This window comes from Polaromonas sp. P4_F6 (assembly GCF_056401275.1).
Genome location: NZ_JBFUJQ010000002.1, coordinates 1 through 13,176, shown reverse-complemented (window position 1 = coordinate 13,176; position 13,176 = coordinate 1). Strand labels below are relative to the sequence as shown.

Annotated in this window: 13 protein-coding genes; 7 read left to right on the top strand and 6 right to left on the bottom strand. The window is 63.6% G+C overall.

The window, feature by feature from the left end; translation table 11 throughout:
* Window positions 1–22 precede the first annotated feature (22 nt).
* Window positions 23–490 carry a putative immunity protein gene (locus AC1DUN_RS05900; protein WP_477713151.1) on the bottom strand — a complete coding sequence of 156 codons (468 nt, stop codon included), beginning with the start codon at window positions 488–490 and terminating at the stop codon, window positions 23–25.
* Window positions 491–685: 195 nt separating this feature from the next.
* On the opposite strand from AC1DUN_RS05900, the gene AC1DUN_RS05895 reads away from it, so the two are divergent.
* Window positions 686–2,002 carry an OmpA family protein gene (locus AC1DUN_RS05895; RefSeq protein ID WP_477713150.1) on the top strand — a complete coding sequence of 439 codons (1,317 nt, stop codon included), beginning with the start codon at window positions 686–688 and terminating at the stop codon, window positions 2,000–2,002.
* A gap of 29 nt (window positions 2,003–2,031) precedes the next feature.
* On the opposite strand, the gene AC1DUN_RS05890 is transcribed toward AC1DUN_RS05895, so the two are convergent.
* Window positions 2,032–3,123 carry an acyltransferase family protein gene (locus tag AC1DUN_RS05890; RefSeq protein ID WP_477713149.1) on the bottom strand — a complete coding sequence of 364 codons (1,092 nt, stop codon included), beginning with the start codon at window positions 3,121–3,123 and terminating at the stop codon, window positions 2,032–2,034.
* Between the two features lie 361 nt (window positions 3,124–3,484).
* Here AC1DUN_RS05890 and AC1DUN_RS05885 point away from each other — a divergent pair, with 361 nt between their 5' ends.
* Window positions 3,485–3,904: a hypothetical protein gene (locus tag AC1DUN_RS05885; protein ID WP_477713148.1), complete on the top strand. Its 420-nt coding sequence runs from the start codon at window positions 3,485–3,487 to the stop codon at window positions 3,902–3,904.
* A gap of 27 nt (window positions 3,905–3,931) precedes the next feature.
* Here the strand turns inward: AC1DUN_RS05885 and AC1DUN_RS05880 are convergent, their stop codons facing one another.
* Together AC1DUN_RS05880 and AC1DUN_RS05875 are read right to left on the bottom strand one after the other, a co-directional pair.
* Window positions 3,932–5,305: an MATE family efflux transporter gene (locus AC1DUN_RS05880; RefSeq protein ID WP_477713147.1), complete on the bottom strand. Its 1,374-nt coding sequence runs from the start codon at window positions 5,303–5,305 to the stop codon at window positions 3,932–3,934.
* Complete coding sequence (locus tag AC1DUN_RS05875; RefSeq protein WP_477713146.1) at window positions 5,302–5,889, bottom strand: DUF2239 family protein; 588 nt, start codon at window positions 5,887–5,889, stop codon at window positions 5,302–5,304. Before AC1DUN_RS05875 ends, AC1DUN_RS05880 begins: the two co-directional genes overlap by 4 nt.
* A 269-nt stretch (window positions 5,890–6,158) precedes the next feature.
* Here AC1DUN_RS05875 and AC1DUN_RS05870 point away from each other — a divergent pair, with 269 nt between their 5' ends.
* The 4 genes from AC1DUN_RS05870 (at window position 6,159) to AC1DUN_RS05855 (ending at window position 9,488) form a co-directional block, all read left to right on the top strand.
* Window positions 6,159–7,226: a methionine ABC transporter ATP-binding protein gene (locus tag AC1DUN_RS05870; RefSeq protein WP_477713145.1), complete on the top strand. Its 1,068-nt coding sequence runs from the start codon at window positions 6,159–6,161 to the stop codon at window positions 7,224–7,226.
* Complete coding sequence (locus AC1DUN_RS05865; protein ID WP_477713144.1) at window positions 7,216–7,881, top strand: methionine ABC transporter permease; 666 nt, start codon at window positions 7,216–7,218, stop codon at window positions 7,879–7,881. The genes AC1DUN_RS05870 and AC1DUN_RS05865 overlap by 11 nt, the downstream gene beginning before the upstream one ends.
* Window positions 7,882–8,000: 119 nt before the next feature.
* A complete protein-coding gene (locus AC1DUN_RS05860) occupies window positions 8,001–8,795 on the top strand; it encodes a MetQ/NlpA family ABC transporter substrate-binding protein (RefSeq protein WP_477713143.1) in 795 nt (264 codons plus the stop codon).
* A 144-nt stretch (window positions 8,796–8,939) separates the two neighbouring features.
* On the top strand, window positions 8,940–9,488 hold the full coding sequence (locus tag AC1DUN_RS05855) for an NADPH-dependent FMN reductase (protein WP_477713142.1): 549 nt from the start codon (window positions 8,940–8,942) through the stop codon (window positions 9,486–9,488).
* 345 nt (window positions 9,489–9,833) lie between these two features.
* Here AC1DUN_RS05855 and AC1DUN_RS05850 read toward each other — a convergent pair whose 3' ends face one another.
* Together AC1DUN_RS05850 and AC1DUN_RS05845 are read right to left on the bottom strand one after the other, a co-directional pair.
* A complete protein-coding gene (locus AC1DUN_RS05850; RefSeq protein WP_477713141.1) occupies window positions 9,834–10,751 on the bottom strand; it encodes a TauD/TfdA dioxygenase family protein in 918 nt (305 codons plus the stop codon).
* A gap of 152 nt (window positions 10,752–10,903) precedes the next feature.
* Window positions 10,904–11,557: an FMN-dependent NADH-azoreductase gene (locus tag AC1DUN_RS05845; protein WP_477713140.1), complete on the bottom strand. Its 654-nt coding sequence runs from the start codon at window positions 11,555–11,557 to the stop codon at window positions 10,904–10,906.
* 192 nt (window positions 11,558–11,749) lie between these two features.
* Between AC1DUN_RS05845 and AC1DUN_RS05840 the strand changes: the two genes are divergently transcribed.
* Window positions 11,750–12,655, top strand: coding sequence for a LysR substrate-binding domain-containing protein (locus tag AC1DUN_RS05840; protein WP_477713139.1), 906 nt, complete (start codon window positions 11,750–11,752; stop codon window positions 12,653–12,655).
* Window positions 12,656–13,176 lie beyond the last annotated feature (521 nt).

Sequence of the window (13,176 nt, the reverse complement as noted above, 5' to 3'; positions counted from 1 at the left end):
GGAAACCGGATGGGGCACCGTGTCAGCCGTCGCTATGCACCGTGAAGGTCCGGGCTAGTTCGTTCAATTTTTCAAGCTGCCAGGCGAACTCCCCTTCAAAAGCCGATGGGTCGGTGACAGCATAACCGCCGTAACCATAGACGGCAGCGTAAGCCGCGTAGCCCGCCGCGTCCAGGGCCCGGCCGGCCAGGGCATTGGCCACGGCGTAGGTGGCGGAGACGGCTGCGTGGGCCGAGCCGTCAATGGAGTTGGATCCCCTGTGGCTGTTGGCCACCTGGGCAATTTCCTGTGCCGCCTGCGCCAGGGCGGGCCGGTCTGATGTGCCTTCCACAAAAGATCTAAGCACCGCCAGGCAGCGAATGGCCTGCGGGTTTTCGAGCAGGTGTTCCGTGCGTTGTGCGCAGGCCAGGCCAAAGGCAAGGCGAAGCGGTTCGCACTGCGGCTCATTCATGTGGATCGCGGTGGCCAGACGTGAGAGTTCCTCGTTCATGACACATCTCCTGGGGATGAAGCCATCGTAGCGCTGAAATCCGGTTGACGCGGGGAAGCTGCCGGCATGAATTGTTCACCTGGCTTGCCCTCCGGTTACTTCGAGTTACTTTGGAATATCGCGATTGACAGTCAACAGCGCCGTACCGCACATTACGGACTGGCATCACAACAGCAAGAACCATTCGGGAGGTTTATGACAATCACAAAACAACTTGTGCTGCTGGGCATGGCTGCAGGCTTGGGCCTCACACTGGCCGGCTGCGGAAAAAAAGACGAGGCTCCCCGGCCGGCGGCAACTGCGGTGCCGGCGGCGATGGTGATAGCGGTGCCTGCCGCAACGCCTTCGGCGCCTGCGTCTGCTGTCCCGGCGCCCGTTGCGGTGGCGCCAGCCGCATCCACCGATCCCGACAGCCCGACGCCTTTGCCTGCCAAAGAAATCAAAGGCGTGGGCATCAAGCAGAAGCTGAGCTACTACTACGCGCTCAACGGCGGCCCCGGCGCCATCAAGATCACCGCCACGGCCAAGAACTCGCCGAGCGGCGCGACCCAGGCGCTGGCCTTTGGGCTGTATGACCTCAAGGCCAACAAACTGTGTTCCGAATCACACGGCAATACCAATGCCGACAAGACCATCACGCTCAATTGCCAGGTCGAAAAAGCCCAGCCGCTGATCCTGCGGCTGGACCTCAGCGAAGAGACGATTGATTACGCGGTGGCGCTGGAAGGCCCTGTCGAGTTGCCGGCGCCGCAGGCGGCCGGTGCGGCGCCGGTGCTGGCGGGCGCGGGTTCCACCGACATCGACGAGCCGACCCGGCTCAAGGGCAACCGCATCAAGGGCGAGGGCATCAAAAAGGCTGTGTCGTATTACTACGCCTTTAATGCCGGGCCGGGCGAGCTGGTCGTGACGGGCGACGGCAAAAACACCTCGGCCGCCACGAGCAATGCGCTGGCGGTGAGCTTGTACACCTTGCGCTCTGAGCGGCTGTGCGAGCTTTCCCTGGGCAACACCACGCTGGACAAGCGCGGCGTGATGAGCTGCAAGGTCGACAAACGCCAGCCGGTGATCCTGCGGCTGGACCTGTCGGCCGAAACGGTGGACTTCCGCGCCAGGTTCGAAGGCCCCTACGACTTCGACGCCTTCACGCCGCCCAAGGCGGTCACCATTGCGCTCGATTCGGCCGTGCTCTTTGACACCGGCAAGGCGGTGCTCAAGCCCGAAGCGCGGCAGACGCTGCATGAGGCGGCCGACCGGGTGAAGAAGTTCGCCGATGCGGCGGTGATGGTCTCGGGCCATACCGACAATGTCGGCAATGAGGCCGCCAACCAGGCGCTTTCAGACAAGCGGGCCGCCGCGGTGAAGGACTATTTTGTGTCGCAGGAGGGCGTGCCCGCGGCGGGCCTGGCGGTGAAGGGTTATGGCAAGTCGCAGCCGGTGGCCGACAACGCCACCGAGGAGGGCCGGGCCCGCAACCGGCGCGTGGATGTGGTGATCACACCCAAAGGCAAATAAGCAGACCGCCGGGCAAGCGGCGGCCCGGGTTACGGCGATTTGCCGGGGGCGTTTTGCGGCAACGCGAGGCGGGTGCGCATGGGCAACAGCAGCAGCGCCAGATACCTTTGCCGCCGCACCAGCTCCAGCAAAACCAGGGGCAACCCCACTCCGGAGGCCAGGCTGGCCGCGCCAACCAGCACCTCATTGCGGCTGACGTGGGACAGCATCAAAAAAACCCGTCCCTGCACGACGTAATGGAACAGCAGGATAAACAGGCTGGCCGACCCGATATACGCCAGCGGGCGCCGCAGCAGCGCATGGCGCTGCAACAGCGCGGAAACACTCAGCACAAGATAAATGCCCAGTCCCGCCTGCAAGGTGGCGATGAGCGGGTGGCCGTACACCCGCAGGTTCAGGTCCATGGTTTCGCCGGAACAGGTGTGCAGCGCGGCGAAGGCGAGGGCAGCGGCCGCAAACCCCGGGAGGCTGAAACGCATGGCCGCCACGGGCTTGCCGAGCAGGTGGCCGAAGAGCATGAAGGGCGTGCTGACCAGGAGCAGGTCCAGGCTCCAGGGAAGGCCGGGCAATCGCTCCAGGCCCATGAAGCGCAGCGCCTCCCCGGTGCCGGTTTGCCAGAACCCGTCTATGCAGCCCACGCCGGCCGCCAGCAGGGCAGAGGCGAGCAGCCACAGCGCGGTGTTGCGCCCGGGAAGATGCCGGGTGGCGCGCAGCAAAGCCGCGGCCAGGGCCGAGGCGACAAACAGATGCGGCAAGAACCACAGCGGCGTCCAGGCAATGGTGGGTGCGGTGCCATAGAGGACGCCGGCGAAATACGCGAGCGGCGTGGTGCCGGCCACCGGCACAGCCTGCGGGGCCAGCATCTCGCCGATGCCCAGCAGCAGCAACACGGCGAAGTAGGGCTTGAGCAGCGTGTCGGCGCGCGACAGTACCGATTTCCCGAGGTCGCCGCTGTCCTTCAGGAACAGGCCGGAGAGGAAAAAAAAGAGCGGCAGGTGAAAGGAATAAATCACCCGGAAGAGCTCGCCCCTTTCCTGCAGCACCGTCCAGTTGTGCCCCAGCACCACAAGGAGGATGCCTATGCCCCTGGCGATGTCGATGGCGGGGTTGCGGCGGTTCATGGTGGGGGAAATCATCGATGCCGGCGGTGTGCCGGCGGCGGGCGCGGGGCCCTGGTGATGGCGGGAGAGCACCCATGGTAGCAAGGCTTTGTAAGAGCCTTGAAACAGCTCTTAACAGGTGTTGAACAGGCGCTGAACAGGCCTTGAACGGACCTTGAACGGACCTTGAACGGACCTTGAACGGGCTCGGTGTTCATGGGCACCGAATGCCGGATTGCGACTATCCCACTTCAAATTTCCAGCCACGGACAATTCGCCGCAATGGCGGCCGGGAAATCGAATATGGTCCGGCAATCAGCGACCGCCGGGGGCTACTCCACCCCCGATTCCGACACCCGCCAGCCTTTCCTAGGAGACCACCATGGCATTCGTGATCCAACCCGTTGCCCGGGATGTTTTTGACTCATTCTGGACACCCGACCTCAAGCGCAAGATCCGCAAGTTCGTCCATTCCGCGGACGCCGCTTCCCAGGAACTCCAGCACCAGACCTGGGCCGTCGACGAAGGCGTCAAGGCCTGCCTGCTGCCGGTTTCGCTGGCCGGCAGGACGGATGCCGCCTGGTGTTATGCCTTTGTGATGGACGGCGAGTTTGCCGTGGTGCGGCATGAAAGCTACTGCGTCTATTCCTTCGTGGGCATCTCGCCGGGCCTGGCCGACAAGCTCGACGGCGTGAAGCGCCTGATCGCGGAGGCGCTTCGTGTGGGCGGGGAGTTTCTGGACGGAAAGTCCGGCGACGACGGGCTGTTCGCCGTGCCGGATGCGCAGTTCATGCGCCACTGAAGCGGCGCCGGCGCTTGGGGCCTGTCCCTATATCAAGCGCCGTATCGTTTTTTTCTTCCACGCCAGCCGGTAATAGGCGGTCTGCAGGCCCAGCATCGCGATAAAGGTGACGGGGTAGGCAATCCAGATGCCGTTGATGCCTATGCGGTGGCTGAGCACCCAGGCCGTGGGCACCTCGATCAGCGCGATGCAGAAAATCGAAATGCCCATGGGCACCCAGACCGTGCCGCTGGCGCGCATGGCGCCCGAGACCACGCCCTGCATGCCGAAGACCACGCTGCTCCACAGCATGATGTGCAGCAGGGTTTGCGACAGCTCTATCACCGGTTCGCTGGTGATGAAGAGGGCCATCAGGTGGCGCGAGAACAGATAGCCCAGCAAGACCAGTGCGCCGGTCAGCGCCAGGTTCATCTGCAGCCCGGTGCGTGTGATGGCGCCCAGCCTGTCGGTGCGGCCCGCGCCTATGGCCTGCGCGCCCAGGATGGAGGTGGTGATGGCGATGGAAATGGCCGGGAACTGCACATAGGCCACCACCTGGTTCACCGCGCCGTAGGCGGCCGTGGCGCTGGAGCCATAGCCGTTGACCAGCGAGAGCAGGGCGATCTCGGCGAGCGAGATGACGACCAGCTGCACCCCGGTGGGTACGCCGACCTTGAGCACGGTCTTGAGGATGGCGGGGTTCACGCGCAGCAGGCGCCTGAATTCGGCGTCGGGTGCCAGCGGGCTCTTGATGGCGTGCAGGCGCCGGGCCAGCCAGGCGGTCGAGACCAGGAAGGACAGGATGGTGGCCACCGCGCTGCTGGCCACGCCCAGCTTGGGCAGGCCGCCCCAGCCCAGGATGAGCGCGGGCGTCACGAGCAGGCCGCAGGCGGTGGAAATGCACAGCGTGTACAGCGAACTCACCGTGTCGCCCACGCCGCGCAGCATGGAGGTCGACAGCAGGAAGACGAACAGCCCCGGCATGGCGATCAGCATGATGCGGGCATAGAGCGTGGCATCGGCCAGGATGTCGGGCGGTGTGCCCAGGGCCTTGAGCAGCGGCGCGGTGAAGGCGCCGCCAAAAACGGCGACCGTGAGGCCGAATCCCGCGCCCACCGCCAGGGTGGTGCCGGCGACGGCCTTGACCTTGCCGGTGTCGCGCGCTCCCCAGGCCTGGCCTATCAGTACCGACGCGCCCGCGCCCAGCCCGATGGTGAAGGCGATGAGGAAAAACATGAGGGGGAAAAAGCTGGTCACGGCCGCCAGCGCCCCCACGCCTATCATCTGGCCGATGTAGATGTTGTTGATGGTGCCCGAGAGCGATTGCAGGATGTTGCTGAGCAGCATGGGGCCCAGAAAGGCCGCGAAGGTTTTCCACATCGGCACGCCCTCGCCCAGCGTTTTGGCGGTGGGCGGCGTCATTCGGCGCTCCAGCCGGCGGCCGCCAGCTTCGCCAGCTGCAGGCGAACGTCTTGCGGCCAGGGCGCGACCAGGCCCTCAAATTTGGGCTTGTCGCCCGCGAACAGCGCGCGGCTGGCTTCTTCAAAACCCGCGAAATCGCCGGCCATCTCGCTCATGAAGCGGTAGGCGTTTTCGCGCGCGGTGCGCACGCTGACCCGGCCTTCGCTGGCTTTGCGCGATTCGTCAATCAGGCGGCGCAGGGTGACGGAGGCGCCGCCGGGCTGGCTGCCCAGCCATTCCCAATGCCGGGGCAGCAGCGTGACTTCTCGCGCGACCACGCCGAGCTTGGGCCGGCCTACGGGGCGCGCGGCGGAGGTTTGCGGCGCTTCAGCGGTGGCCGGCGAGGACAGCAAATCCGCCCCGGGGCGCAAGTCCAGGTCTATGCGCTCGCCGGTGGCGTCGTTAAAAACACGCAGCAGTTCTTCGGTGCTGGACAGCTTGCGCAGCGCGCCGAGGACTTGCGCCTGGTCGCCGGCGGCAACTTGCCGGAAGCCTGAGAAGGCGATCAGGCGCGGGGAAGTTTCAGGAGAGGGTTGGGATGGCATGGCAACAGGCTCAATAAATGTCAAAAAAGAGGATTAATTTAATCCGGGTGAATTAATTCTATAACACCCGGGTATAAATTGTCCATACCTATTGATACCGGGTGCAATTATTTACATAGGTTGAATTTCGTCTAATTAACCTATTTAATATTCTTTTGAGTTTGAGCTTCAGGCTTCTACATTCGCTGTCTGTTCAAAATTAAAAGCGCCTCGCGGTTTTCCACAAGAAACGCGAAGGCGGCAAAAGTCAGAAAAGTCAGCGGGATTTCATGATCGAACTCAAAGGTATTGTTCAAACCTACCAGGGCCCCACGGGCCCGGTCGAAGCGCTCAGGGGCGTCGACCTTCACATCCAGCCGGGCGAGGTCTACGGCATCATCGGCCGCAGCGGCGCCGGCAAAAGTTCTCTGGTGCGGGTCATCAACCTGCTGAACCGGCCTTCCGCCGGGCAGGTGCTGGTGGGCGGCCGCGAGCTGAGCTCGCTGGGCGGCGAGGCGCTGCGTGTGGCGCGTCGCGACATCGGCATCATCTTCCAGCACTTCAATTTGCTTTCCTCGCGCACGGTCTACGGCAACGTGGCCCTGCCGCTGGAGATTGCCGGGCTGCCGGCCGATGAGATCAAGGCCAGGGTCGGGCCGCTGCTGGAACTGGTGGGCCTGAGCGCCCTGGCGGACCGCTACCCGGCGCAGATCAGCGGCGGGCAAAAGCAACGCGTGGGCATTGCGCGTGCGCTGGCCAACCGGCCCAAGGTGCTGCTGTCGGACGAGGCCACCTCGGCGCTGGACCCGGAAACCACACGCTCCATCCTGGGCCTGCTGAAGCAGATCAACAAGGAGTTCGGCCTGACCATCGTGCTGATCACCCACCAGATGCAGGTCATCAAGCAGGTGGTCGACCGCGTCGCGGTGATAGACGCCGGCCGCATTGTGGAAAGTGGGCCGGTGATCGACGTCTTCACGCGGCCGCAGCACGAGACGACCCGCAGCCTGATTGCCGAGATCGTCCCGCAGGACTTGCCCGACAGCGTGCTTGCGCGCATCCGGACACTGATGAGTGCCGAGCACGCCGAAGAAGGCCAACTGCTGCGCCTGGCGTTCGCGGGCGATGAGTCCGACCGGCCGCTGCTGTCGGACGTGATACGCCGCTTCGGCATAGACCTGTCCATCGTGCACGGCCAGGTCGATGAAATCCAGGGAAAACCTTTCGGCTCGCTCGCGGTGTTCGCGCGCGGCGCGCGTGCCCAGCTCAGCGCGGCGGTGGCGCATCTGCGCGGCGCCGGGGTGCATGTCGATGAAGTCGGCGCGGATCTGACCGGGAGGCTCGCCAGTGTTCAGTAATTTTTCGCAAGCCCTGCTGGAGCTGTTTGTCAGTTCGCTGTGGGAGACCATCATCATGGTCGGCATCTCGGGCCTGGTCGGTGCGCTGATAGGCGTGCCGCTGGGTGTCTTCCTGCGGTTGACCGATGAGGGCGGCGTGCTGCGCAACGCGGGCGTGAACCGCGTGGTGGGCGGCCTGGTGAACGCCGTGCGCTCCACGCCTTTCATCATTTTGCTGGTGGCCATCATCCCGCTCACGCGCTTTCTGACCGGCTCCTCCATAGGCACGGCAGCCGCAGTGGTGCCGCTCACGATTGCGGCGGCGCCCTTTATCGCGCGCCTGGTGGAGGCTTCGCTGCGCGAGGTGGACCACGGCCTGGTCGAAGCCGCGCAGGCCATGGGCGCGAGCACGCGGCAGATCGTGCTCAAGGTGCTGCTGCCCGAGGCGCTGCCCGGCATCGTCGCGGGCCTGACCATCACCTTTGTGAGCCTGACCGGTTATTCGGCCATGGCCGGCGCGATTGGCGGCGGCGGCCTGGGCGACCTCGGCATCCGCTACGGCTACCAGCGCTTTTTGCCCGAAGTCATGCTGGCCGTGGTGCTGGTGCTGATCCTGTTTGTACAGGCGGTGCAAAGCCTGGGCGACTGGGCCGTGCGCAGGCTGAGCCATAAATGAGCGGAGCCTTCATCGCCTGTCAACAGCGATGTTGACTCCCTGAGTTTCTCCCTCTCCCTTAGCGGGAGAGGGGACAAGACAAGAAGTCAACGATTTTTAAATTCATCAAAGGAAGAACCATGAACAAACGCACTCTCATCCAATCGGCCGTCGCGCTCGCGCTGGCCGCTTCTTTCTCCGGCGCTGTGCTGGCGCAGGACAAACCCCTGAAGATAGGCGTCACCGCCGGCCCGCACGCGCAGATTTTTGAGCAGGTCAAAAAGATCGCCGAAAAAGACGGCCTGAAAATCCAGGTCGTCGAATTCAGCGACTACATCCAGCCCAACGCCGCGCTGGCCGCCGGCGACCTGGACGCCAACAGCTACCAGCACAAGCCCTTCCTGGACCAGCAGGTCAAGGACCGCGGCTACAAGATCGTCAACGTCGGCTATACCGTCAACTTCCCGATCGGCCTTTACTCCAAGAAAGTCAAAAGCCTGGCCGAGCTGAAGGAAGGCGCGCGCTTCGGCATTCCCAACGACCCGACCAATGGCGGCCGTGTGCTGCTGGTGCTGCAGGACAAGGGCCTGATCAAGCTCAAGCCCGAAGCCGGCCTCAAGGCCACGCCGCTGGATGTGGTCGAGAACCCCAAGAAGCTCAAGTTCGTGGAACTCGACGCGGCGCAGCTGCCGCGCTCGCTGGACGACCTGGACGCCTCGGCCGTCAACACCAATTACGCGCTGTCGGCCGGCCTGAATCCCAAGGACGCGATTGCGCAGGAAGCGGCCAAGTCGCCTTACGTCAACCTGCTGGCCGTGCGTGAGCAGGACAAGGACAAGCCCTGGGTTGCCAAGCTCGTGAAGGCCTACCACTCGGAAGAAATCCGCAAGTACGTGCAGGCCGAGTTCAAGGGCGCGGTGCTGGCCGGTTTCTGACCGGGCCTCGGGGACTTCCGTCCTGGAGTCCTACAGCAGGGATTGCCGAATTGGTTTACAAAGTGGGAGGCCTGACGCGCATGCGCGGTTCAGGCCCCCCTTTTTTTTCATCCCCATCCCATCCACCCCTTCCTGGAGAATCCCATGGCCCAATACAACATTGCTGTCGTCGTCGGCAGCATTCGCAAGGACTCGTTCAACAAAAAGCTCGCCCGCGCGCTTGAGAAGCTGTTCCCCGCGGACTTCAGTTTCACCCATGTGCGCATCGACGACCTGCCGCCCTACAACCAGGACGACGACGGCAACCCGGCCGCGCAGGTGGTGAGGCTCAAGGGCGAGATCAAGGCCGCGCAAGGCCTGCTGTTTGTCACGCCCGAGTACAACCGCTCGATTCCCGGTGTGCTCAAAAACGCGATTGACCATGCTTCGCGTCCTTATGGCCAGAGCGCCTGGGACGGCAAGCCGGCCGGCGTGATTGGCGCCTCGGTGGGGGCCATAGGTACCGCGCTGTCGCAGCAGCATCTGCGCAATATCCTGGCTTACCTGAATGTGCCTACGCTGGGGCAGCCTGAGGCTTTCATTCACAACAAAGAGGGCCTGTATGAGGCTGACGGTAGCTTGAGCGAAGGCAGCAGGAAGTTTTTGCAGGCTTGGGTGGATGCTTATGTGGGGTGGGTTAAGAAACATTCCTAGGCTTGCGGCCTTGGCCGGGTCTTGCTCCGGCTGAGCGCGCTCTTCCTCTTCATCCTCCTCTTTCCTCTTTTTGGTTCTGCTGGCCGGGTCTCGCCCCGGCGGGCGACTTACTTTCTTTTGCTTCGCCAAAAGAACGTAAGCAAAGAAAAGGCGACCCGCAGTCTGGGTCCCCTACGCTTCGCTACGGGGCAACCTGCGGTGCTCGACTACGGCGGGGTCTCGCGCAAACTCGCCTTCGGCTCAGACAAGCGCGATCCCTGATCCGCCTACGTCTGCGCTCCTCGGCCCAGCCAGGACGGGGAAAGCGGGAGCGGGTACGGGAACGGGAACCGAATGCCCAGGGCCTTAAAACGGCGTGTCGCCCTCAATCGTCGTGCGATACAGCTTGCGGCGCAGGTGGTCGGGGGTGCCGGCTGCCAGGTGGGTGACTGAGCGGTTGTCCCAGAACACCATGTCGTGGGGCTGCCACTGGTGGCGGTAGATGAGTTCGGGGCGCGCGCTGTGTTCAAACAGTTCGCCCAGCAGGGCTTTACTTTCGTCTTCGGGGATGCCGAGGATGCGGGTGGTGAAATGTTCGCTGACGAACAGGGCCTTGCGGCCGGTTTCGGGGTGGGTGCGCACCACCGGGTGGACCACCGGTTTGACTTCGTCGACCTGTTCCTGTGTGAGCTTGGGCCGCCAGGGGCTGCGGCTGCGCAGTTCTTCGTATTTGGCGAGGTAGGTGTGTTCGGCGCGCAGGCCTTGCACGGCGGTTTTGAGGGCCAGGGGCAGGGTGTCCCAGGCTGTGTGCTGGTTGGCGAACAGGGTATCGCCGCCTTCGGCGGGCAGTTCCTGCGCATGCAGCAGCGAGCCCAGGCTGGGTTTGTCCTTGTACGACAGGTCGGAGTGCCAGAAATGGCCGGCGTCGCCCAGGCCTATGGGTTCGCCGTTTTCCTTGATGTTGGAGACGATCAGGATTTCCGGGTGGTTCTGCAACTGGAAGTTTTTGAGCACATGGATTTGCAGCGGCCCGAAGCGGCGGCTGAAGTCCACATGCTGGCGCGGCGTGATGCGCTGGTCGCGGAACACCAGCACGTGGTGGTCCAGGTGGGCGCGGTGTATGCGGCTGAAATCGGCCGGGGAAAGCGGCTGGGAAAGATCCAGGCCCAGCACTTCGGCGCCCAGCGGGGCGTCAAAAGGGCGGATCTCAAGAACGGAGGGGGAGGGTGCGGCGGGCGTCGCTGCTGTTGCCGGTTGCCCGCTGGGAGCCAAAGTCGCTGTCATCTTCACCTTTGTGATGGGTGCCCCTGGGCGGGGCCAGCGCTGAATATAGGGACGCGCCGGCCCAAAGTGAACAATCGATTTGTCATTTGGTAATTACCTCGCCATGAAAAAAGCCCGCGGATGCGGGCTTTTTGCGATGCGGAATGCCGGGTTCAGGCGGCGACGGCGGCCCGGTCCTGGTTGGCGGCGGGTGCCTGCGTGTGCGTCACGATTTCAATCTGCGCGGCGGCCAGGGCGGCCTCCTTGGCGGCTTCGCCCATGGCCAGGCCTTCGGCGCGCACAAAACGCACGTCGGTGATGCCGAAGAAACCGAACACCACCTTGAGGTAGCTCTCCTGGTGTTCCAGGGCGGTCATGGCTTCGCTGGTCGAATAGACGCCGCCACGGGCCGAAGCCACGATCACGGTCTTGCCGCCGGCCAGGCCCACGGGGCCTTTTTCGGTGTACTTGAAGGTGCGGCCGACCTGGGCGACGCGGTCAATCCAGGCCTTGAGCTGGCTGGGGATGGCGAAGTTGTACAGAGGCGCGCCCACCACGATCACGTCGGCTGCCAGGAATTGCGTCACCAGGGCTTCGGACACGGCGTTTTCGCGCTTTTGCACCTCGCTCAGCTCGCTGCCGGCAGGCATGCGGAAACCCAGCGATTCGGCCGAGAGGTGGGAAGGCGTGTTGGCGGCCAGGTCCAGGTAGCTGACTTCGGTGCCGGGGTGGCCGGCGCGCCAGGAGGCCACGATTTGGGCGGTGAGCTGGCGGGAAACCGAGTTGCCGCCCAGGATGCTGGAGTCGATATGAAGAAGCTTGCTCATGATGGATTCCTAAAGTAGAGGTTGTTGAATCAGGTTCTCAGGCCGTATTCACCTTGAATCGCAGCCATGGATAGATTGTGCGGATGAGTCGATTGATTGATAAGTCGGTAAAATTGCGATAGATCGTCCTGTATTTGGGACAATCAATCGGGAGTGAGGGCCGAATCCGGTCGTGAAGAAAGGTCGGTTTTTATGCAAGACCTCAATGACATGCTGTATTTCGCCGAGGTGGTGGAGCGCGGCGGCTTTGCCGCGGCCGGGCGCGCGCTGGGCCTGCCCAAGTCACGCTTGTCGCGCCGCGTGGCGGAACTGGAGACCCGGCTGGGCGTGCGGCTCTTGCAGCGCACCACACGCAAGCTCTCGCTGACGGAGGTTGGTGAAATCTATTTGCGCCACTGCGGCGCCATGCGCGACGAAGCCCTGGCCGCTGCGGAAGCGGTGGCGCAGATGCAGGTCGAGCCGCGCGGCACCTTGCGCATCACCTGCCCGGTGACGCTGGCGCAGGGCTCGGTAGGCTACCTGGTGCCGCGCTATATGGAGATGTACCCCCAGGTGCGCATAGACATGCGCGTGACCAACCGCGTGATCGACCTGGTGGAGGAGGGCATAGACATCGCGTTGCGCGTGCGCCCCACGCTGGAAGACAGCGGCAGCCTGGTGATCAAGAACCTGGGCTCCAGCGGCGGCCAGCTGCTGGCCAGCCCGGCCCTGCTGCAGCGCCAGGGCCGGCCCGAAAAACCCGAAGACCTGCTCAAGCTCGATACGGTGTCCATGTCCTGGGCCGACGGGCGCTCGTCCTGGCGGCTGCTGGGGCCGGGCGGCAAGGAGTTTGTGCTGCAGCACCAGCCGCGCTATGTCGCCGACGACCTGCAGACCCTGAAACTCGCGGTGCTGGCCGGCACCGGCATGAGTTTTTTGCCCGACTCCATGAGTGCGGCCGAACGCCAGGCCCAGCTGCTGGTGCCTGTGTTGCCGGGCTGGGCGCTTCCTTCCGGTGTGGCGCACGCGGTGTTCCCTTCGCGGCGCGGGCAGGTGCCGGCGGTAAGGAGTTTTCTGGATTTCCTTGGAGAGAGGATGAGGGGGGATTCGCTGATTTGAGGTTTTGGCCTCAAGCTCCATTGGCCTGTTCTTGTTCTATGGCTGTTTTCTTTGCATAGGCTTGTTGGCCGGGGGTTGCCCGGCGGCAACTCACTTTTCTTTTGCTTCGCCAAAAGAAAAGTAAGCAAAAGAAAAGGCGACCCTGGTGTCTGCGTCCCTCCGCTGCGCTACGGGCAACCTGCGGTGCTCGATTCAGGCGGGGTCTCGCTAAACTCGCTACGCTGCGCTTCGCTCAAACAACGCGATCCCTTATCCGCCTGAACCTCCGCTCCTCGGCGCATACACAAGGGGTGGGAGAAAAATACCAATACCGAAAACCACAAGGACACGCCATGGCGTGTCCTTGTTGTATTGATTTTTTCTTTGGTATTTGTCTTCTGTCCCCGCTCCCGATTGCCCCGTCCTGGCTGGGCCGAGGAGCGCAGAGACAAGCGGATCAGGGCCGGCGTTGTCTGAGCGAAGCGAGTTTAGCCGGACCCCGCTTGGCTCGAGCACCGCAGGTTGCCCCGTAGCGAAGCGCA